This is a genomic window from Agrobacterium sp. CCNWLW32 (assembly GCF_037083425.1).
Lineage (GTDB): Bacteria > Pseudomonadota > Alphaproteobacteria > Rhizobiales > Rhizobiaceae > Agrobacterium > Agrobacterium radiobacter.
This window is the reverse complement of record NZ_JBAOJM010000001.1, coordinates 593,123-611,366: the sequence shown is the minus strand read 5'-3', so window position 1 is coordinate 611,366 and position 18,244 is coordinate 593,123. Positions and strand designations below refer to the sequence as shown.

Sequence of the window (18,244 nt, the reverse complement as noted above, 5' to 3'; positions counted from 1 at the left end):
TCCTCGGGCTTGAATGCGCCGCAGCGATTTTCCGTGCACGGCACAAGACATGCTTATGCCGCCCCTCACGGCAATTGTCCAGCATTTCGAGATATATCCGTGCTATTTCAGCTTCATCCTGAAGCCCAGATGCCGCTTCTCGAACCCCAGCCGCTCGTAGAAGCGATGCGCGTCCAGCCGGGCCGCGTTGGACGTCAGTTGCGCAGCGTTGAGACCCTGGCGGCGGGCTTCTTCCAGGCAATGATTGATCATCACCGCGCCGATACCGCGACCGCGCATGTCGGTGCGCGTCTGTACCGCCTCGATCACCATGGACTTTGCCCCTCGCCCGACGAGCTTGGTCAGGATCGCCGTCTGGAAGGTGCCGACCACCTCACCATCCAGTTCCGCCACATAGAGCGTTTCGCTCGGCGATGCCTCGATGGCGCGGAAGGCCGCAAGATAATCCGGCTGCGCTGATTCTTCCGCCGTATCGCCATGGCCGCCGATCTCGTCGGCGGCAAAAATGGCGGCAAGGGCGGGAAGGTCGTCCTCGCGCGCCGTGCGGATAATGAGATTCTGCAATGTCGCATTCATCGGGTCAGGCTCTTTTCCATAACGATGCCGGGCAGACCCTCGATGCCCGCCATGCGCTCGATTCGGTCCACCTCGACAAATCCGACGCCTTCATAAAAGGCGATTGCGACAGTATTTTTAGGCTCGACTTCAAGCCGCATGATTTCCGCATCCGGAAAACAGGTTTCCAGTTCCGCGAACAGATCACGGCCGACGCCCTGGCGCTGAAGGTCGGGCGCGACGTAAAGCTGGTGCAACAGGGCCGTCTTCGCCATCTTGGTGGACATGGAGCCATAGGCCATGCCGCCAATCCGCTTGCCGTCATCAGCCACCAGAAACTCGCCGCCCTTTTTCTCGATACGGTCCTTCATGGCCTGCGGCGAATGCCATGCGAGGATCAGCTGGTTCACCTTGTCGACGCCATAGATCGCATCATAGGTCGCGTGCCATGTCGTGGCGAGCAAGGTGCGGACCGGCTCGATGTCCCGCAGACTTGCCGTGCGGATGAAAAACATGTTTGGGCTCCGTCTTGAAACAGAAAAGCCGGGCGTTGATCCCGGCAGATATATGTCGAGCCTCCCGCACTCTCGACGTGATCCTCGGGCTTGTCCCGAGGATCTGAGCACGTTTGGCCTTGTGGGTATCTAGATCCTCGGGACAGGCCCGAGGATGACGAAGGAGAGCTTTGTGCCTCGATGCCTCCTACCGGCAGGAAGCAGCTTTCGCTTACTCTTCCTCGATACCGAGCTTGGCCTTCACCAGCGCCTGCACCGCCTGCGGGTTGGCCTTGCCGCCCGTCGCTTTCATGACCTGGCCGACGAACCAGCCGGCAAGCGTCGGCTTTGCCTTCACCTTCTCGACCTGATCCGGGTTGGCGGCGATAATCTCGTCCACGGCCTTTTCGATGGCGCCGGTATCCGTCACCTGTTTCATGCCGCGCGCCTCGACGATTTCGGCCGGGTTGCCGCCCTCGTTCCAGACGATCTCGAACAGGTCCTTGGCGATCTTGCCCGAAATGGTCTCAGACTTGATGAGATCGATGATGCCACCGAGCTGTTCCGGCGAAACCGGCGTCGTCTCGATATCCTTGCCTGATTTGTTCAGCGCACCGAGAAGATCGTTGATGACCCAGTTGGCGGCGGCCTTCGCATCGCGGCCGGCGGCGACGGCCTCGTAATAATCGGCGATCGCCTTTTCCGAAACGAGGATCGAGGCATCATAGACCGACAGGCCGAGATCGGCCACGAAGCGCGCCTTCTTGTCGTCGGGAAGCTCCGGCAGATCGACCTTCAGCGCCTCGACGAAAGCATCGTCGAATTCGAGCGGCAGCAGATCCGGATCGGGGAAATAACGATAGTCATGCGCGTCTTCCTTGGAGCGCATGGAACGCGTCTCGCCCTTGCCGGGATCGAACAGGCGGGTTTCCTGATCGATGACGCCGCCATCTTCCAGAATTGCGACCTGGCGGCGCGCCTCATATTCGATGGCCTGACCAACGAAACGGATGGAGTTGACGTTCTTGATTTCACAGCGCGTGCCGAAACCTTCGCCCGGACGGCGCACGGAAACGTTGACGTCGGCGCGCATCGAGCCTTCATCCATGTTGCCGTCGCAGGTGCCGAGATAACGCACGATCGAGCGCAGCTTGGTCAGATAGGCCTTGGCCTCATCCGACGAGCGCATGTCCGGCTTGGAAACGATTTCCATCAGCGCCACGCCCGAACGGTTCAGGTCCACGAAGGACATGGTCGGATGCTGGTCGTGCATGGACTTGCCGGCGTCCTGCTCCAGATGCAGACGCTCGATGCCGATCTCGATATCCTCGAAATTGCCCTGACGGTCCGGACCGAGCGAAATGGTGATAGTGCCCTCACCGATGATCGGATCTTTGAACTGCGAAATCTGGTAGCCCTGCGGCAGGTCCGGATAGAAGTAGTTCTTACGGTCGAAGATCGAACGGTTGTTGATCTTCGCCTTCAGGCCGAGACCGGTACGCACCGCCTGCTTGACGCATTCCTCGTTGATGACGGGCAACATGCCGGGCATGGCGGCATCCACCAGCGACACGTTGGAGTTTGGCGCATTGCCGAAGGTGGTCGATGCACCGGAAAACAGCTTGGAATTGGAGAGAACCTGCGCATGCACCTCCATGCCGATCACGATTTCCCAATCGCCGGTGGCGCCGGGAATGAAGCGTTTCGGGTCGGGGGTGCGCACGTCTACAAGGGTCATCTGAAGCTCACGATATACGGGTTCTTTGGCCTTGGTGGGTAGAACAAATGGAGCGCGGGCGCAAGACATCTTGCACCCTGTCACGCCAGGCCCGGGATTTTAGCCAATACCGGATACGCGTTTTTTACGCTTCCCGGTTTCAATTCACGCCATGGTGACGATCGCTCTCTGCTTCACGGCCTATATCGCCTTCAATCTTTTCGTCTTTCTTGTCTATTGGTGGGACAAGCAAGCGGCGAGGAATGGCGAATGGCGTATCCGGGAAAGCACGCTGTTATCGCTTGCGCTCATTGGCGGCAGCTTGGGCGCGATCTCGGCACAACGCCTGCTGCGGCACAAGACGCGCAAGGAACCCTTCCGCAGCATCCTGATATCAATCGTGATATTGCAGGTAGGCCTTGTCGCATCGCTTGCCATCATGCCAGACTGGCCGATGCGGCTGGTGGATGCTCTGCAAACTCTGTCTCAGAAAGCCGGCCCATAAAGACCACTCTCGACCTCCGCCAATTGCTTCTGCAGGCCTACCGACTGCACTTCGCGATCGAGCTTTGGCGCATAGGAAACGGAGAGCCAGCGGACGCTATAGCCATGGTGGCGAAAAAAGGCGACGGCCGGTTCGTTCTGGGCGTGAGTTTCAAGCCGGATGGTCTCGAATCCCCTGTCCTCTATCAGCCTTTCCACATCACCCAGCAGACGACTGCCGACCCGCCGGCGCTGAAAATCCGGATCGATCCAGAAATCGGAAATCGTCTCGTCAAAATGTTCGCGCGCCGCCCAGCCCGCAACCGAGCCACCGAACTCCGCCACCCTGATTGCCAGCCATGACGAACGGGTAAAATTGGAAAAGGCGCTGGCCGCATTGTCGTAAAGGGTCGGGGTGATGCCGAGAGCTGCGGTTGCCTGTCGCCATGCCCTGAGGCCGATGGCCGCCAGAACCTCCGCTTCCTGCTCATGCGCATTGCGAATGACGATCAAGCCGCGCCCTCCATGGCCATTGAAATTAAACCATTGCCAGCGCGATTCGACCAGCATGGTTTTCTCGCGCCTAGCGGGACTTGACCGCGCCGGGTTCGCCCGCTACCCAAAAGGAGCAAGAACGGAGTTTTTATGTTCGCTCAATCGGAGTCCCGGTAAAGGCCCTGCCCGCAAGTTTATTGCGCGCCGGGCCATGCTGAAACCGAGCCGGATGCCTTAATGGCACCCGGATTTGTTTTCACGCGTCTATATGACGCCGACCGGACTTCCAAAAATGGACATTTCCCGCGCCGAACAGCGCATTCTTCACCTGCTCGCCCAAGGCGGCAGAATTGAACTCGTTCGAGATGACGCCCACAAAATCGAAAAACTCGCGCTTTATACGCGTGATGGCTGGATTTTCAGCGGCCTCAATCTCCTCACCTTCCGCAAGCTGAAACGGAAGAGAGCCATTGCCTCCTCGGGCGGCAAGCCCTACCTCATCACCACGCGCGGGCTGGAACTCGTGCGGGGTGAGCTGGACAACAGATAAATCGACCGGGCGGCGGCAGCGCTGTCGCCCGGCATTTCGCCGAGAATCAGCTGCGGCCGTAAAAGCGGGTTATGGCGAGAGCCTGCGCTCGAGCTTCACCTTTTCAAGCTCGACTTTCATGATGTCGGACCATTCCATACCGCGCCAGACGATCTCAAATCCGCAACGCTCGTAAAGACCGATAGCGGCGCGATTTCTGGCATGGGTGTCGATGGTGGCTAGCGGCAGGCCTTGCGCGCGCATCCTGTCTAGAAAATGAAGGATCAGGGCTTTGCCGATCCCCTTGCCCTGCCGGTTCGGGTCCACCCAGAGATCGGAAATGTGATGCGGTGCCACATCGCATGCGCCCCAGCCGGCAATCACGCCTTCCATCTCAGCGACGACGACGTCACCAGTCGGAGACTTGGCGAAACTCTCGAATTCGCTACTCACCCGCTCGATGACATCAGGATCGAGATAGCTGTCGTCGAAGGCCTCGCCGGAACGCCAGGCGGCAAAACCGACAAAGCCGACCGCATGGCGATCGGCTTCGTTCATCTGTCTAAGCTTGAGGCCGCTTACCACCACTTGGCGGGGGTAAACTTGCCGGCGGCCTGCTCGATGGCGTGCGCCGTCTTGAACAACGTTTCTTCCTCGAATGGCTTGCCGATGAGCTGCAGGCCAAGCGGCAGGCCCTTGCCGTCAAGGCCGGCCGGAACCGAAAGGCCGGGAAGGCCGGCCATGTTGACGGTGATGGTGAAAACGTCCTGCAGATACATCTTCACCGGATCGGAGGCGAGTTCCTCGTCGCCGACTGCGAAGGCGGAGGACGGGGTGATCGGCGCCAGAATGGCGTCGACGCCTTCGTGGAAGACGTTTTCGAAGTCACGCTTGATCAGCGTGCGAACCTTCTGCGCCTTCAGGTAATAGGCGTCGTAATACCCGGCCGACAGCACATAGGTGCCGACCATGATGCGGCGCTGCACTTCCTTGCCGAAACCGGCAGCGCGGCTCTTTTCGTACATGTCGGCAATGTCCTTGCCGTCGACGCGCAGGCCGTAACGAACGCCGTCATAACGGGCAAGGTTGGACGAGGCTTCCGCCGGTGCGACGATGTAATAGGCAGGCAGCGCGTATTTGGTATGCGGCAGCGAGATATCGACAACCTCGGCGCCGGCATCGCGCAGCCATTCCACGCCCTTGGCCCAGAGCTTTTCGATTTCTTCCGGCATGCCGTCAACGCGGTATTCCCTGGGGATACCGATCTTCAGGCCCTTCAGCGACTGGCCGATGGCCTTTTCGTAATCCGGCACCGGCAGGTCAACCGAGGTCGTATCCTTGGCGTCAACGCTTGCCATGGTCTTCAGCAGGATAGCGGCGTCGCGCACGTCACGGGCGATCGGGCCGGCCTGATCCAGCGAAGAGGCATAGGCGACGATGCCGAAGCGCGAGCAACGGCCATAGGTGGGCTTGATGCCAACGGTGCCGGTGAAGGCTGCCGGCTGGCGAATGGAGCCGCCCGTGTCGGTTGCGGTGGCGCCGGCGCAGAGATGAGCAGCGACGGCAGCGGCCGAACCGCCGGAGGAGCCGCCGGGTACGAGCTTCTGCGCGGAACCGTTGGCGCGCCACGGGTTGATGGCTGGGCCGTACCAGGAGCTTTCATTGGACGAGCCCATGGCGAATTCGTCCATGTTGAGCTTACCGAGCATGACGGCGCCCTGATCCCAGAGATTTTGGGTAACGGTGGATTCATATTTCGGCTTGAAGCCATCGAGAACATGCGAACACGCCTGCGTGTGGATGTCACGGGTGGCGAAAAGGTCCTTCACACCAAGCGGAACGCCTTCCAGCTCGCCAGCCGAACCGGACGCGATACGGCCATCGGAGGCTTTCGCCATGTCACGCGCCTTTTCAGACGTGGTTACGACATAGGCGTTCAGCGCGCCGTTCGCCGCGTCGATGGCGGAGAGATAGGCGTTGGTCAGCTCCAGGGCGGAAAACTCTTTGGCCTTCAGCTTTTCGCGGGCTTCGGCAATGGTCAGGCTCGTCAGATCGGTCATGGTCGGCAACGGCTTTCGAAATCTTGGAAAAATCGGGCGGCAAACGGCGGTCGGATTATTCGACCACTTTCGGGACCATGAAGAAGTCCCGGTCGGTCGCGGGCGCATTGGCGACAATGTCTTCCGCCTTGTTGCCGTCGGTCACCACGTCGGCACGCTTTTTCATCTCCACCGGGGTGACTGATGTCATCGGCTCGACGCCGTCGACATTCACTTCCGAAAGCTGCTCCACGAAACCGAGTATGCCGTTCAGCTGGCCGAGCATATTCTGTGCTTCTTCTTCGCTGACTGCGATACGGGCAAGGCGCGCAACGCGCTTTACGGTGGCGAGATCGACGGACATGGTTCTACTCCGGTCAGAATTTTCCTACCCGCTATAATCACCATGTCCGCCATTCGCAACGGTAGAAAGCATGTCGCGTCAAAGTGTGAGGTGCTTTTGCGGTCACGACATGCCTGAGCAAAACGTCAGAAGGACAGCGTATCGCCCGCCTTAGGCGTGTGGACACGGGCTTCCGACCCCTCCATGCCGGTCACGAACTTCCCCGGCGTCTGGTCGATGATCGGGAAGGAACCATAGTGGCAGGGAATGACATTCTCGAACTTGAAGAAGCGCTGGCAGGCAAGCGCCGCGACGGCTCCGCCCATGGTGAAGCGGTCACCAATCGGCACGAGGCCGATATCCGGCTGGTGCAGTTCATTGATCAGCTTCATGTCGGAAAAGATGTCGGTATCGCCCATGTGATAAACGGCCGGGCCGTCTTCGAAATGCAGCATCAGGCCATTGGCACTGCCGAGCGAATGGGAGACGCCATCCTCGGTGATCTGGGCGGAGGAATGCAGCGCATTGGTGAAGGTGACGGAAAAACCGTCAAAATGCACCGTGCCACCGGTATTACCCATATCGACCTTCGCGACACCCTTGGCGGAAAGCCATGCGGCAAGATCGGCATTGGCCAGTACGGTTGCACCCGTCTCGCGCGCAAGCTGAACGGTGTCGCCGACATGGTCGCCATGGCCGTGGGTCAGGAGAATATGAGTGATGCCTTCGGCCGCCGACTTCCCATCCTGTCCGGCAAAACCGGGGTTGCCGGTGAAGAACGGATCGATGAGGATCTTCGCGCTACCGTTTTCGAGGCGGAAGGCGGAATGGCCGAGCCAGGTGATTTTCATGGGAAGTTCTCCTTTGTATTACCGGTATATTATGACATAGGACGGCCTGAACAACCGCACTACCAATATTTAAGAGAGGCGACCATGGCCGCAAATGATGACGAGTACGTGTATGACGAGGCGACCGGTGAATGGCGACCGGCCTCCGAACTGGCTGCAGAAGCGGCGCGTGCGAATGAAGTACGCGATGCGGCGGGCAATGTGCTTGAAGATGGCGATTCCGTCACCCTGATCAAGGATTTGAAGGTCAAGGGCACCAACACGGTCATCAAGCAGGGCACCGTCATCAAGTCGATCCGCCTGACAGACAATCCGGAAGAGATCGATTGCAGGCATGATGCGGTCAAGGGTCTGGTGCTGCGCACTGAATTCGTCCGCAAACGGTAAGGACAGCGCGCGACATGGCGATACTCACCATCGAGGAACTGGCGCAGACGCTTCAGCCCGCGCAGGCAATTGCCGGCCTCGACCTCGGCACAAAGACCATCGGGCTTGCCATGTCGGACCTGTCGCGGCGCTTTGCAACGCCGCGTCCGGTCATCAAACGGGTGAAATTCACGCAGGATGCGGAAGTGCTGCTGGCCTTCGCCGAAAAGGAAAAAGTTTCCGCTTTCATCATAGGCCTGCCCATGAACATGGATGGTTCGGCCGGTCCCCGCGTACAGGCGACGCGTGCCTTCGTACGCACCATGGGCGAAAAAACCGCCCTGCCCTTCATCTTCTGGGATGAGCGGCTTTCAACAGTCGCGGCCGAGCGCGCATTGCTGGAAATGGACGTCTCACGCGCCAAGCGGGCCGAACGTATCGATTCGGCCGCCGCGAGCTTCATTCTTCAGGGCGCGCTGGACAGGCTTTCCGCACTCACCCGCGCGGCCGACTGACGGCCCTGCCACCAGGCGGCAATCTGCTTTCTCTTGCGGAATGCGAGAATCGCAAAAACGATCAGACTGTCTAGCGCGATGGCGCGCGCCACCAGCGGCGGCAGGCTTTCCGGCGACAGGCCGAGAATATTGCCGTATATCTCGAACACCAGATCATGGGTCTGCCGCGTCAGCATGTAGAAGCCGAAGCTCATGTCGTAATAGGAAAGCCAGTACCAGCTGCCCAGCAATGCGACGGGACCGGCCCAGAGTATCAGAAACCACTTCATGCCACCTGCCCCCGCGCCAACACCGCATCGGGAAAGCCAGCAAGCACCGCCCAGCGCGCCACGGCCATCAGGCAGAGGTTCAGCGCCGGCACGTCGATATCCAACGGCAGCATCACAAAAAACGTCATCATGACGCCTAAAGCTGTCCAGCGGCTCACTTGCGGCTCCCTTATGCGCAGTCATTGCGCATGGTTAACATTTCGTTAATCCACACTGGACCGGCAGCCCGGGCGAGGCAAATGAAAGCTGTCATTATGGTTAATGACGGGCGGCCGGCATGTGGAAAAGCATGTGATCCCGTGAACGACCGGATGCGCCGGGCGGTTGCCGACCGGGTGAAAACATGGCTGATTTTTCTTTAACGCGCTGGTCCTGAACGTGACCGCCCTACACCTGCTGAAGCCGGTTCAGCCGTAAACGCCACGCACCAGTCTTTTGACGGCAGTGGAGATCTTGTCCCAGTCCCGGTCCGATTTGAGCGGCACGCCGGCAAACTGGCCGCTGGTGGCAGCGGAGATGACGAGGTGCTGGATGGCGGCGAACAGCACGGCATTGACCGCCGCTGTATCCACGCCCTTCGGCGCCGCCAGCGAACCGCGCATGCGCTCCAGCCACTTGCCCAGCGACTTGGCGCGGGCTTCGGCCAGCTGACGCACCTGCGGTGAACCGTCAGAGACTTCCCAGGCGATGATCTTGCAGACGAGAGGATCGCTGCGCAGCGCATCCATGAAATAAAGCGCCAGCTTTTCCATGAGATCGCCATAGGTCAAAAGAAACATGCCGCCGGTGTCCTCGGGAATGCGATCCTTCACCCAGGAGCCGAGATCCTCGCCGATCGCCTCGATCAAGCCATCGAGGCCGCCGAAATAACGGTAGATCAGCTGCTTGTCGCAGCCGGCGCGGCGGGCGACGGCGTTGATGCCGAAACCCTGAAATCCCTCTTCGGCGAGCAGCGATCGCGCCGCGTTAAAAATCGCCTTCTCGGTCTGAGCGCGATCCTTGATGCGCTTTTCCGGTCTGTCGGCTGAAATCGCCTCTGCGGTCGCCAGCATGATTCCCTACCCGTTTTCTGAAAGGCCTTCTCAACGGGTTAACAAAGCATGAAGGGAAGAACAATGTGGCGGGGCGGATGGACGGAAGGTTCCTGTGGATGAAGGGTAGCCGACGTGAACAATCCCGAACCCATGCTCCGCGGAATCAGCCGGTTTATTCCAGCGCCATGCCGAACCACACGCTGCCGGGCGTTTCGTGGCTTTCGAGGCGTTTGAAGCCGCGGGTTTCCCAGAAGCGCATGCCCGCATGGTTGCGTTCGCTGGCGCCGAGGTGGATGCCGTAGACGTTGTTCTGTCTTGCCATATCGAGCCAGCGCGACAGAAGCCGGGTGCCGCCGCCCTTGCCCTGCGTGCGCGGCAGCAGGTTCATGTGAATATGGGCCGGAAACGGATCGGTGAGCCAGGTGGGCGTGCGGCGCGGATGGTGGATGAACTGGGCCCGGCGCTGATCGGCGTCCCATGTCTGCTGGTCGCCGCCGGGATCGGGGTAAAGAGTACGCAGATGCGGCCACCATTCCCGCTCCAGCCGCTCTTCGTGCACCGCCGTATCGAGCGCGCCGACAATATAACCGCACACACCCTCCTCATCCTCAGCCACAAAAACGGCATCGGGCCAGAGATGCAGATAGGGCACGGAATAGATGTGCCCGACCATGCGGCCATCATTGTAAAGCGGGGTAGCATCCTGCCCGGCATCGCCGGTGGCAAGGCTTATGGCGTAGAGCGCGTCTTCATCCTCAGCGCGGGCGGAACGGAAGGTCAGCATTGGCAGCCGCCTTCCCTTGCCGCGCATCGATGCGCGAAGCTGTCGTGACAGATAAGAACACGCCTTACGCCATTGCTGTTTGTCAAATCCGAGACCCCTCCCGCCAGGACTGCAAAACCTTCATCCGCATGCATCGGTCAAGATGCAGGCGGATAAAGAAGATCGATTATATAATTCGGATCGAAGCGGGAATCGAGCATGCCGTAAGTATGCCGCCAGCCGCCCGCCAGACGGGTTTCGAGGAAGGCATCGGCGATCTTGCCGGCGCCAAGGCGGCAAAGCTCGGCGGCAGCGGCCGCGAGTGCAAACTGCTCCACCAATAGACGGGCCGCCCCCTCGTCACGTTCGGCAAGGGCGATCGCGGCGCGCAGCACGTCGGTGGTCTTCTTGCCGGCAGGTCCGAGATCACGCTCCAGCGTCTGGAAGACGAGATCGAACAGGTCCTTGCCGCGCTGGAGAACCCGCAGCACATCCAGCGCCATGACGTTGCCGGAGCCTTCCCAGATGGCGTTGACGGGCGCTTCGCGATAGTGGCGGGCAATCGGCCGCTCTTCAACGTAACCATTGCCGCCAAGGCACTCCATGGCCTCGTAGATGAGGGCCGGCGCGATCTTGCAGCACCAGTATTTCACGATGGGCGTCATCACCCGCGCATAGGCGGCTTCGGCCGGATTGTTGCGGGCGGCATCAAACGCCGTCGCCAGCCGGAAGGAGAGCGCAGTGGAGGCCGCCACATCCAGCGCCATGTCGGCGAGAACGCGCGTCATGATCGGCTGGGTAACCAGCATCTTGCCAAAAACCGAACGACCGCGGGCGTAATGCACCGCTTCGGCAAGCGAGGCGCGCATCATGCCTGATGATGCCAGCGCGCAGTCCAGCCGCGTCAGCGTCACCATGTCGAGGATCGTGCGGATGCCGCTGCCGGGATCGCCCAGCAGATAACCGAACGCATCGGTGAATTCGACTTCGGCTGATGCATTGGAGCGGTTGCCGAGCTTGTCCTTCAGGCGCTGGAAGTGCAGGCCGTTCTTCGAACCATCCTCCAGATAACGCGGCACAAGGAAGCAGCCCATGCCGTCGCCCATCTGGGCGAGCATGACGAAACCATCGCTCATCGGCGCAGAGAGGAACCATTTATGGCCGGACAGACGATAGATGCCCTCACCCACCCGCTCCGCCGTGGTGCGATTGGCGCGCACATCCGTGCCGCCCTGCTTTTCCGTCATGCCCATGCCGATGGTGACGGCGGTTTTCTGCAGGCCCGGTTTCTGCGAGGAATCATATTTGCGCGACAGGATCTTCGGCGCCCATTCCTTCTGCACGCGCGGCGAGGCCATGATGGCGGCAACGGAGGCGCTGGTCATGGTGAGCGGGCAGAGATGGCCAGCCTCGAGCTGCGAGGTCAGGTAGAATTTCGTGGCGCGCGCCTTGTGTTCATTGCCGCGCGTATCGGGAGAGTTCTCCCAGACGCTGGAATGCAGGCCCGATGACATGGAACGACGCATCAGCGCGTGCCAGGCGGGATGGAACTCCACCTGATCCAGACGTTCGCCGCGCGGGCCGTGGGTGTGCAGCTGCGGCACGCCCTGATTGGCCATGCGCGCCAGCTCCTGCGCCTCATGCGAAGTGACGTAGCGGCCGAGCTGGTCGAACTCGTCCCTCAGATTGCGCGACAGGCCGGACGTGAGATCGACGATCAGCGGATCGGAACGATAGGCGTTGATACCGGACCAGAGGCTTGGCTGGTTCAGTTCGGCGAGCGTTTCTTCTGTCCGGGAATTCTGGGTCATCCGCTGCTTCTAGCTGTTTTGTACTGGCGTTGCATAGTGGGGTGATATTGCATAATTCCACCCGCAGGAAGCGATTGAGACGATTAAACCGCCGCTTTCAGCATTTTTCGGGAGTGCCCCTGATTTAGGTATCCGGCCTAGAGAATGCCAAACACGTTTCCGGCAAGACCGAGCGACAGCACCAGAAGGAAGCCCGAGGCGGTGCCGCGCACGAGCCGCGGCGAAGACTGGCCCGCATGGCGGATGAGAAGCGCCCCTGCAAACAGCCACACAAGCGCCGCGAAAGCCACGAGAGCAGAAAACAGCAGGATATATGGCCATATCTGGGTCAGCGGCGCCTGTGGCAACAAGACAAGGCCGACGATCAGCCCCTTCGGGTTGAGACAGGTGGTGACGAAAACCCGACGAGGAGTGATCGCCTCGCCGATTGGCGCCGAAGACGGCAGGGTCCACAGCCGAACGGCCAGAAATGCGACCCAAATGGCGGCACAGAGCTTGATGGCCTGCGCAAGGCCCGTATGCATCTTCAGAAAATCGGAAAACAGCACAGCAAGCGCAAGGATGACCAGCAGATAGCCGGCGATTTCACCGATCATCAAAGGCAGCGACGCTCGGACACCACGGCCGGCACCGGAAAGCGCCAGAAGCGTGTTCGTCGGGCCAGGCGTCAAAAGCAGGGCCAGTACGGCCAGGGCGAAAACAGAATAGGAATGCATTGCGATAATTCCAGTCAACTGCGTCAAAGGCCGGATCTGGCCGGAGAATTCCACCCGAAACTGCCCAATGCCGCAGGGCGGCGCCTTGATATAAAGCAAGCGGCGAAACTTCCCAACCCGGACCAAATGTCGGGTTCCGCACGGTCAATCCGCTCCGCTTGCGGCAGGCATCCGATCCCGTTCGAAGCACCATCGTCAGGGATTCTGCATAGGCCGCCGCCTGATATGGAACTTGCGACGGGCTTTTTCGGTTGGCGACTTGCTGAACGGCTACACAGGGAGAGGAAACCATGGAGGCCAGCGTGAGAAAGCTCTTCGAGCGGTATGAGCGATTTTTCAACAAGTCTCTCAAAGGCGACATGGATATGGAGGAGGTCGCCTCCCTCTATGCCTCCGACTTCATCGCCGCATCCCCAGCCGGGGTGATGACCGGAAAGAACGATGATCACTTAAAGCAGGTCATGAAGAAGGGTTATGACCGCTATCGAGCGATCGGAACGAAGGAGATTCGGATCCGCAATATCCGTATCTCGCCGATCGATGAACATCATTGCGTCGCCCACGTTGCCTGGACAGCGAACTTTACCCGCAAGCAACAATCGGATGTCGCAATCAACTTCGACGTTCACTATTTCGTCCAGAGGCTGGAAGGAGCGCCGAGAGTTTTCGGCTGGGCGTCAGGCGACGAGCAGGCCCTTTTGAAGGAGCATGGCGTCATCTGACGCATGCTCGGACCATCGTCAGGCCACTTGTCCGCTAGGGTTGGGGAAACATCGCCATGTTTTCATTTCAGGGGTTGCGGGCGCTTGCCCCGCGACCGTGCAATCTCTATAGAGCGCAGGACCGAATTCCGCGGCACTCCTGAGGCGTGTTCACAGCGAATGGGAGCGCACGGATCAGCATTCGGGCGTTCCGGGCATTTTCACGGGAAAATGCGGCGCCCGTCAGGAGGCAAACCGCATGGTCTTCTTCCCCCATCGCCATCTCCTCGGCATCAAGGGGCTTTCCCATCAGGATATCACCCTGCTTCTCGACAAGGCCGATGAGGCGGTGAAAATCAGCCGCCAGCGCGAGAAAAAGACCTCGACGCTCCGGGGCCTCACCCAGATCAATCTGTTCTTCGAAGCCTCGACGCGCACGCAATCCTCCTTCGAGCTTGCCGGAAAACGTCTCGGCGCAGACGTGATGAACATGTCAGTCGGCAATTCCTCGGTGAAGAAGGGCGAAACGCTGATCGACACGGCGATGACGCTGAACGCCATGCGCCCGGATGTGCTGGTCGTGCGCCACTCCTCCGCCGGCGCCGCCGCTCTTCTCGCACAGAAGGTCGCCTGCTCCGTGGTCAATGCCGGCGACGGCCAGCATGAGCACCCGACACAGGCCCTGCTCGATGCGCTGACCATCCGTCGCGCCAAGGGCGAGCTTTCGGGTATCACGGTGGCGATCTGCGGCGACGTGCTGCATTCGCGCGTGGCTCGCTCCAACATCATCCTGCTCAACCAGATGGGGGCGCGCGTGCGCGTCGTCGCCCCTGCCACGCTTCTACCATCAGGCATTCGCGACATGAGCGTGGAAGTCTTCCACGACATGAAGGAAGGGCTGAAGAATGCCGACGTGGTGATGATGCTGCGGCTGCAGCGTGAACGCATGTCCGGTTCCTTCGTGCCTTCGGTGCGCGAGTATTTCCATTACTACGGTCTCGATGCCGAGAAGCTGAAAGCGGCGAAAGAGGATGCGCTGGTCATGCATCCCGGCCCGATGAACCGCGGCGTGGAAATCGCCTCAGAAGTGGCCGACGGTCCGCAGAGCGTCATCGAAAGCCAGGTGGAAATGGGGGTTGCCGTTCGCATGGCCGTCATGGAAACCCTGCTTGTCTCGCAAAATCAGGGTGAGCGCGTATGAGTGCCGTTACCGTTCTCAACAATCTCCGCATCGTCGATCCTTCCCGTAATCTCGACGAGACCGGCAGCATCGTCATCGGTTCCGATGGCGCTATTCTCGCAGCCGGCAAGGATGCGCATAATCAGGGCGCACCTGAGGGTGCGACGGTGCGCGACTGCGAGGGGCTGCTGGCCGTTCCCGGCCTGGTGGACGCCCGCGTCTTCGTCGGAGAACCCGGTGCCGAACACCGCGAAACCATCGAATCCGCCTCGCGTGCGGCAGCGGCCGGCGGCGTCACCAGCATCATCATGATGCCCGACACCGATCCAGTCATCGACGATATCGCGCTGGTCGAATATGTGAAAAAGACGGCGCGCGACAAGGCGCTCGTCAACGTCCATCCCGCAGCAGCCCTGACCAAGGGTCTGAACGGCGAAGAAATGACCGAGATCGGCATGTTGAAGGAAGCCGGTGCAGTTGCCTTCACCAACGGCCGCAGGGCGCTTTCCGATACGCTGGTGCTGCGCCGCGCCATGACCTATGCGCGCGAACTGGGCGCTGTCATCGCGCTCGAGACACGCGACAAATATATCGGCGGCGGTGACATGAACGAGGGGCTTTTCGCAAGCTGGCTCGGTCTGTCAGGCATTCCGAAGGAAGCCGAGATCATTCCGCTGGAGCGCGACCTGCGCATTGCCGGACTGACGCAGGCGATCTACCACGCCGCCAAGATTTCCGTTCCGGAATCGGCAGAAGCGATCCGCGTTGCGCGGCAGCGGGGCGTAAAGGCTACCTGCGGCATCTCGATCAATCACCTCACCCTCAATGAGAACGATATCGGCGAGTACCGGACCTTCTTCAAACTCTCGCCACCGCTGCGCGCCGAAGACGACCGCAAAGCCATGGTGGAAGCGCTGAAGGACGGCACGATCGATATCATCGTCTCCTCGCACGACCCGCAGGATGTCGACACCAAACGCCTGCCGTTTTCGGATGCGGCGAGTGGCGCGATCGGGCTTGAAACCCTGCTGGCGGCGGCGCTGCGCCTGCATCACAGCGGCGAGGTTCCGCTGATACGGTTGATCGATGCGCTCTCCACCCGCCCGGCCAAGATTTTCGGACTGGATGCGGGAACGCTGAAGGCTGGCGCGAAGGCCGATATCACCCTGATCGACCTCGACGAACCGTGGCTTGTGGCCAAGGAACAGCTGGTCTCGAAATCCAAGAACACGCCGTTCGAGGATGCCCGTTTCAGCGGCCGCGCGGTCGCCACTTATGTGGCTGGCAAAGCCGTTCATTCCTTGGCATAAGATCACCAACAGAGATCACGCGGCCGGCGCGACAGAGGGGACGTTTGAATGAGTGCTTTGACTGACTGGCAGACGGCGCCTGCCCTTCTCGCGCTGGCAGCGCTGATTGGCTATCTGTTCGGTTCCATCCCCTTTGGCCTCATTCTCACCCGCATGGCGGGGCTGGGCGACGTGCGCAAGATTGGCTCCGGCAATATCGGCGCGACCAATGTGCTGCGCACCGGCAACAAGAAACTTGCGGCGGCTACCCTGCTGCTTGACGCGCTGAAGGGCACGGCGGCCGTGCTGGTCGCCAATGCGCTCTGGGGTTATGAGGCTTCGCTGGTCGCCGGTTTCTTCGCCTTTCTCGGCCACCTGTTTCCGGTTTGGCTCGGCTTCAAGGGCGGTAAGGGTGTGGCCACCTATATCGGCGTGCTCCTGGGCGTAGCCCCGCTGATGATGCTGGCCTTTGCCCTGATCTGGCTCGCGACCGCCTTCATCACCCGTTATTCCTCGCTGTCGGCGCTGCTTGCCATGCTGGTTATTCCTGTGGCCCTCTGGGTGCTCGGACCTGAAAAGACGGCGCTGCTGGTGACGCTGCTCAGCGTTATTTCCTGGTGGAAACACCGCGAGAATATTACGCGCCTGCTGGCAGGCACTGAAAGCAGGATCGGGCAAAAGGGCTGAGACCCATTTGAGGATATGCCATGCCGCATGAGGAAACGACACGGCAGGGCATAGAGCTTTCCGCGCGGCAGCGTGTCGCCTGGCTGAGGCTGATCCGCAGCGACAATATCGGTCCCGTTACCTTCCGCGAACTCATCAATCATTTCGGCAGCGCCGAAAAGGCGCTCGACGCCCTGCCCGAGCTTTCACGGCGGGGCGGCTCCTCCCGCAGCCCGCGCATCGCCACACAGGCGGAAGCGGAAGGCGAGATCGAAATCGCTGACAAATTCGGCGCGCGTTTCATCGGCATCGGCGAACCGGATTACCCGCCTGCCCTGCGACATCTGGATGGCGCACCACCGCTGATCGCCATGAAGGGATCGGCGGACGCGGCGACAAGGCCCTGCGTCGGCATCGTCGGCTCGCGCAACGCCTCCATCAACGGTGCTAAATTCGCCGCCATGCTGGCGCGCGATTGCGGGCGGGCCGGTTATGCGATCGCCTCCGGTCTGGCGCGCGGCATCGATGCGGCGGCGCACCGGGCAAGCCTTGCAACCGGCACGGTTGCCATGCTGGCTGGCGGTCTCGACCGTCCTTACCCGCAGGAAAATTTCGGGCTGTTGCAGGAGATATACGATCAGGGCGGCGCGACGATCAGTGAAATGCCCTTCGGCTGGGAACCGCGCGCACGGGATTTTCCCCGTCGCAACCGGCTGATATCAGGCGTCTCGCTCGGCGTCGTCATCGTGGAGGCGGCGGAGCGCTCAGGTTCGCTGATCACGGCGCGTCTCGCCGGCGAAGCGGGACGGCTGGTTTTTGCCGTGCCCGGCTCCCCACTTGATGCACGCTGCGAGGGCACCAACCGGCTGATCAAGGAGGGGGCGATGCTGACCACGGGTGCCAACGATATTCTCGAGGCGCTGCGACCGCTGATGGAGCCACAACTGCCCTATGACCGCAAGATCGAGGAACCGAGATCCGACACGGAGATGTCACCACCAGGGGACGACGAGCGCAGCATCATCGCCGCCGCTCTCGGTCCCTCGCCCGTGGAAACGGACGATATCATCCGTCACACGGGTTTCTCCGCTGCCACCGTTCATCTGGTGCTGCTGGAGCTTGATATTGCAGGACGTCTAAACCGGCATGCCGGGGGGCGCGTGTCGCTCTTCATCGCGGATTGACAGCTTGCGTCGTCCGCTCTGGATATCACCGACTTCGACATAAGCCATCTCGATCAGATAACACAGCATGTCGGCGCCCTCGCGGCTGGCGACCTGGCGCAGCTCCGCCAGCATCTGGCGAATGTAAGCCAAGTTCTCTCTGGTCCCTTCATTGTCGGCATTATTGTTTGTTGCGTTCGGGACCATATATTTATCCTAAGAATTACGCCTGAAACGAAGAGCATTAAGTAGATTCAAATGATGT

General features: G+C 60.5%; 24 protein-coding genes. 9 read left to right on the top strand and 15 right to left on the bottom strand.

Translation table 11 applies throughout. The features are described 5' to 3' along the window. Positions 1–102: 102 nt before the first annotated feature. The 3 genes from V6R85_RS03230 to gatB form a co-directional block, all read right to left on the bottom strand. The gene (locus V6R85_RS03230; RefSeq protein ID WP_099085463.1) at positions 103–576 is read right to left on the bottom strand and encodes a GNAT family N-acetyltransferase; all 474 of its coding nucleotides are present in this window, start codon (positions 574–576) and stop codon (positions 103–105) included. Beyond that, the gene (locus tag V6R85_RS03225; protein ID WP_080817148.1) at positions 573–1,070 is read right to left on the bottom strand and encodes a GNAT family N-acetyltransferase; all 498 of its coding nucleotides are present in this window, start codon (positions 1,068–1,070) and stop codon (positions 573–575) included. The genes V6R85_RS03230 and V6R85_RS03225 overlap by 4 nt, the downstream gene beginning before the upstream one ends. Positions 1,071–1,281: 211 nt before the next feature. Next, complete coding sequence (gatB, locus tag V6R85_RS03220; protein WP_111834322.1) at positions 1,282–2,787, bottom strand: Asp-tRNA(Asn)/Glu-tRNA(Gln) amidotransferase subunit GatB; 1,506 nt, start codon at positions 2,785–2,787, stop codon at positions 1,282–1,284. Positions 2,788–2,938: 151 nt separating this feature from the next. Between gatB and V6R85_RS03215 the strand changes: the two genes are divergently transcribed. Further along, positions 2,939–3,271 (top strand): DUF1294 domain-containing protein, encoded by a 333-nt coding sequence (locus V6R85_RS03215; RefSeq protein WP_003502476.1) that lies wholly within the window; start codon positions 2,939–2,941, stop codon positions 3,269–3,271. On the opposite strand, the gene V6R85_RS03210 is transcribed toward V6R85_RS03215, so the two are convergent. Further along, entirely contained in the window at positions 3,253–3,762 is a 510-nt protein-coding gene (locus V6R85_RS03210) for a GNAT family N-acetyltransferase (RefSeq protein ID WP_020012369.1), read from the bottom strand. The two genes, V6R85_RS03215 and V6R85_RS03210, sit on opposite strands and share 19 nt — an antisense overlap. A gap of 274 nt (positions 3,763–4,036) precedes the next feature. On the opposite strand from V6R85_RS03210, the gene V6R85_RS03205 reads away from it, so the two are divergent. Then, complete coding sequence (locus V6R85_RS03205; RefSeq protein WP_003502469.1) at positions 4,037–4,294, top strand: YjhX family toxin; 258 nt, start codon at positions 4,037–4,039, stop codon at positions 4,292–4,294. 69 nt (positions 4,295–4,363) lie between these two features. Here V6R85_RS03205 and V6R85_RS03200 read toward each other — a convergent pair whose 3' ends face one another. The 4 genes from V6R85_RS03200 to V6R85_RS03185 form a co-directional block, all read right to left on the bottom strand. Continuing rightward, complete coding sequence (locus V6R85_RS03200) at positions 4,364–4,831, bottom strand: GNAT family N-acetyltransferase (protein ID WP_111834321.1); 468 nt, start codon at positions 4,829–4,831, stop codon at positions 4,364–4,366. A gap of 20 nt (positions 4,832–4,851) precedes the next feature. Beyond that, entirely contained in the window at positions 4,852–6,333 is a 1,482-nt protein-coding gene (gene gatA / locus V6R85_RS03195) for an Asp-tRNA(Asn)/Glu-tRNA(Gln) amidotransferase subunit GatA (protein ID WP_111834320.1), read from the bottom strand. 55 nt (positions 6,334–6,388) lie between these two features. Next, a complete protein-coding gene (gene gatC, locus V6R85_RS03190) occupies positions 6,389–6,676 on the bottom strand; it encodes an Asp-tRNA(Asn)/Glu-tRNA(Gln) amidotransferase subunit GatC (protein ID WP_003496362.1) in 288 nt (95 codons plus the stop codon). Positions 6,677–6,801: 125 nt separating this feature from the next. Continuing rightward, complete coding sequence (locus V6R85_RS03185) at positions 6,802–7,506, bottom strand: metal-dependent hydrolase (RefSeq protein ID WP_336377017.1); 705 nt, start codon at positions 7,504–7,506, stop codon at positions 6,802–6,804. Between the two features lie 84 nt (positions 7,507–7,590). Here V6R85_RS03185 and V6R85_RS03180 point away from each other — a divergent pair, with 84 nt between their 5' ends. Both V6R85_RS03180 and ruvX read left to right on the top strand, forming a co-directional pair. Continuing rightward, the gene (locus V6R85_RS03180) at positions 7,591–7,893 is read left to right on the top strand and encodes an alkylphosphonate utilization protein (protein ID WP_003502460.1); all 303 of its coding nucleotides are present in this window, start codon (positions 7,591–7,593) and stop codon (positions 7,891–7,893) included. 14 nt (positions 7,894–7,907) lie between these two features. After that, positions 7,908–8,387, top strand: coding sequence for a Holliday junction resolvase RuvX (ruvX, locus tag V6R85_RS03175; protein WP_003502458.1), 480 nt, complete (start codon positions 7,908–7,910; stop codon positions 8,385–8,387). Here the strand turns inward: ruvX and V6R85_RS03170 are convergent. The 6 genes from V6R85_RS03170 to V6R85_RS03145 all read right to left on the bottom strand — a co-directional run bounded on the left by V6R85_RS03170 (position 8,339) and on the right by V6R85_RS03145 (position 12,980). After that, entirely contained in the window at positions 8,339–8,656 is a 318-nt protein-coding gene (locus V6R85_RS03170; RefSeq protein ID WP_111834319.1) for a DUF6105 family protein, read from the bottom strand. The genes ruvX and V6R85_RS03170 overlap by 49 nt on opposite strands. After that, a complete protein-coding gene (locus V6R85_RS03165) occupies positions 8,653–8,814 on the bottom strand; it encodes a hypothetical protein (RefSeq protein ID WP_020812168.1) in 162 nt (53 codons plus the stop codon). The genes V6R85_RS03170 and V6R85_RS03165 overlap by 4 nt, the downstream gene beginning before the upstream one ends. 249 nt (positions 8,815–9,063) lie before the next feature. Next, the gene (locus V6R85_RS03160) at positions 9,064–9,708 is read right to left on the bottom strand and encodes a TetR/AcrR family transcriptional regulator (RefSeq protein ID WP_003502452.1); all 645 of its coding nucleotides are present in this window, start codon (positions 9,706–9,708) and stop codon (positions 9,064–9,066) included. 154 nt (positions 9,709–9,862) lie between these two features. Next, positions 9,863–10,474: a GNAT family N-acetyltransferase gene (locus tag V6R85_RS03155; RefSeq protein ID WP_003502450.1), complete on the bottom strand. Its 612-nt coding sequence runs from the start codon at positions 10,472–10,474 to the stop codon at positions 9,863–9,865. Positions 10,475–10,611: 137 nt separating this feature from the next. Beyond that, complete coding sequence (locus V6R85_RS03150; protein ID WP_003502448.1) at positions 10,612–12,264, bottom strand: acyl-CoA dehydrogenase family protein; 1,653 nt, start codon at positions 12,262–12,264, stop codon at positions 10,612–10,614. Between the two features lie 137 nt (positions 12,265–12,401). Beyond that, positions 12,402–12,980 (bottom strand): LysE family translocator, encoded by a 579-nt coding sequence (locus V6R85_RS03145; RefSeq protein WP_035212507.1) that lies wholly within the window; start codon positions 12,978–12,980, stop codon positions 12,402–12,404. Between the two features lie 290 nt (positions 12,981–13,270). Between V6R85_RS03145 and V6R85_RS03140 the strand changes: the two genes are divergently transcribed. The 5 genes from V6R85_RS03140 to dprA all read left to right on the top strand — a co-directional run bounded on the left by V6R85_RS03140 (position 13,271) and on the right by dprA (position 18,000). Beyond that, a complete protein-coding gene (locus V6R85_RS03140; protein WP_111834317.1) occupies positions 13,271–13,702 on the top strand; it encodes a DUF6841 family protein in 432 nt (143 codons plus the stop codon). A 238-nt stretch (positions 13,703–13,940) separates the two neighbouring features. Continuing rightward, positions 13,941–14,882 (top strand): aspartate carbamoyltransferase catalytic subunit, encoded by a 942-nt coding sequence (locus tag V6R85_RS03135; protein ID WP_003502441.1) that lies wholly within the window; start codon positions 13,941–13,943, stop codon positions 14,880–14,882. Continuing rightward, positions 14,879–16,171 carry a dihydroorotase gene (locus V6R85_RS03130; RefSeq protein WP_111834316.1) on the top strand — a complete coding sequence of 431 codons (1,293 nt, stop codon included), beginning with the start codon at positions 14,879–14,881 and terminating at the stop codon, positions 16,169–16,171. The genes V6R85_RS03135 and V6R85_RS03130 overlap by 4 nt, the downstream gene beginning before the upstream one ends. Before the next feature lie 48 nt (positions 16,172–16,219). Further along, the gene (gene plsY, locus V6R85_RS03125; protein ID WP_162686132.1) at positions 16,220–16,837 is read left to right on the top strand and encodes a glycerol-3-phosphate 1-O-acyltransferase PlsY; all 618 of its coding nucleotides are present in this window, start codon (positions 16,220–16,222) and stop codon (positions 16,835–16,837) included. Between the two features lie 20 nt (positions 16,838–16,857). Next, positions 16,858–18,000: a DNA-processing protein DprA gene (gene dprA, locus V6R85_RS03120; protein WP_111834315.1), complete on the top strand. Its 1,143-nt coding sequence runs from the start codon at positions 16,858–16,860 to the stop codon at positions 17,998–18,000. On the opposite strand, the gene V6R85_RS03115 is transcribed toward dprA, so the two are convergent. Continuing rightward, positions 17,953–18,186 carry a hypothetical protein gene (locus tag V6R85_RS03115; RefSeq protein WP_020012349.1) on the bottom strand — a complete coding sequence of 78 codons (234 nt, stop codon included), beginning with the start codon at positions 18,184–18,186 and terminating at the stop codon, positions 17,953–17,955. The genes dprA and V6R85_RS03115 overlap by 48 nt on opposite strands. Positions 18,187–18,244: the final 58 nt, after the last annotated feature.

Bases quoted from the DNA above. Each gene is read 5' to 3' on its own strand.
- V6R85_RS03205 (WP_003502469.1), top strand. From the start codon at position 4,037: ATGGACATTTCCCGCGCCGAACAGCGCATTCTTCACCTGCTCGCCCAA.
- V6R85_RS03160 (WP_003502452.1), bottom strand. From the start codon at position 9,708: ATGCTGGCGACCGCAGAGGCGATTTCAGCCGACAGACCGGAAAAGCGC.
- V6R85_RS03135 (WP_003502441.1), top strand. From the start codon at position 13,941: ATGGTCTTCTTCCCCCATCGCCATCTCCTCGGCATCAAGGGGCTTTCC.
- V6R85_RS03215 (WP_003502476.1), top strand. From the start codon at position 2,939: ATGGTGACGATCGCTCTCTGCTTCACGGCCTATATCGCCTTCAATCTT.
- V6R85_RS03185 (WP_336377017.1), bottom strand. From the start codon at position 7,506: ATGAAAATCACCTGGCTCGGCCATTCCGCCTTCCGCCTCGAAAACGGT.
- V6R85_RS03140 (WP_111834317.1), top strand. From the start codon at position 13,271: ATGGAGGCCAGCGTGAGAAAGCTCTTCGAGCGGTATGAGCGATTTTTC.
- V6R85_RS03150 (WP_003502448.1), bottom strand. From the start codon at position 12,264: ATGACCCAGAATTCCCGGACAGAAGAAACGCTCGCCGAACTGAACCAG.
- ruvX (WP_003502458.1), top strand. From the start codon at position 7,908: ATGGCGATACTCACCATCGAGGAACTGGCGCAGACGCTTCAGCCCGCG.
- V6R85_RS03225 (WP_080817148.1), bottom strand. From the start codon at position 1,070: ATGTTTTTCATCCGCACGGCAAGTCTGCGGGACATCGAGCCGGTCCGC.
- V6R85_RS03130 (WP_111834316.1), top strand. From the start codon at position 14,879: ATGAGTGCCGTTACCGTTCTCAACAATCTCCGCATCGTCGATCCTTCC.
- V6R85_RS03155 (WP_003502450.1), bottom strand. From the start codon at position 10,474: ATGCTGACCTTCCGTTCCGCCCGCGCTGAGGATGAAGACGCGCTCTAC.
- V6R85_RS03230 (WP_099085463.1), bottom strand. From the start codon at position 576: ATGAATGCGACATTGCAGAATCTCATTATCCGCACGGCGCGCGAGGAC.
- dprA (WP_111834315.1), top strand. From the start codon at position 16,858: ATGCCGCATGAGGAAACGACACGGCAGGGCATAGAGCTTTCCGCGCGG.
- V6R85_RS03115 (WP_020012349.1), bottom strand. From the start codon at position 18,186: ATGGTCCCGAACGCAACAAACAATAATGCCGACAATGAAGGGACCAGA.
- V6R85_RS03145 (WP_035212507.1), bottom strand. From the start codon at position 12,980: ATGCATTCCTATTCTGTTTTCGCCCTGGCCGTACTGGCCCTGCTTTTG.
- V6R85_RS03170 (WP_111834319.1), bottom strand. From the start codon at position 8,656: ATGAAGTGGTTTCTGATACTCTGGGCCGGTCCCGTCGCATTGCTGGGC.
- V6R85_RS03180 (WP_003502460.1), top strand. From the start codon at position 7,591: ATGGCCGCAAATGATGACGAGTACGTGTATGACGAGGCGACCGGTGAA.
- gatC (WP_003496362.1), bottom strand. From the start codon at position 6,676: ATGTCCGTCGATCTCGCCACCGTAAAGCGCGTTGCGCGCCTTGCCCGT.
- gatB (WP_111834322.1), bottom strand. From the start codon at position 2,787: ATGACCCTTGTAGACGTGCGCACCCCCGACCCGAAACGCTTCATTCCC.
- V6R85_RS03200 (WP_111834321.1), bottom strand. From the start codon at position 4,831: ATGAACGAAGCCGATCGCCATGCGGTCGGCTTTGTCGGTTTTGCCGCC.
- plsY (WP_162686132.1), top strand. From the start codon at position 16,220: ATGAGTGCTTTGACTGACTGGCAGACGGCGCCTGCCCTTCTCGCGCTG.
- gatA (WP_111834320.1), bottom strand. From the start codon at position 6,333: ATGACCGATCTGACGAGCCTGACCATTGCCGAAGCCCGCGAAAAGCTG.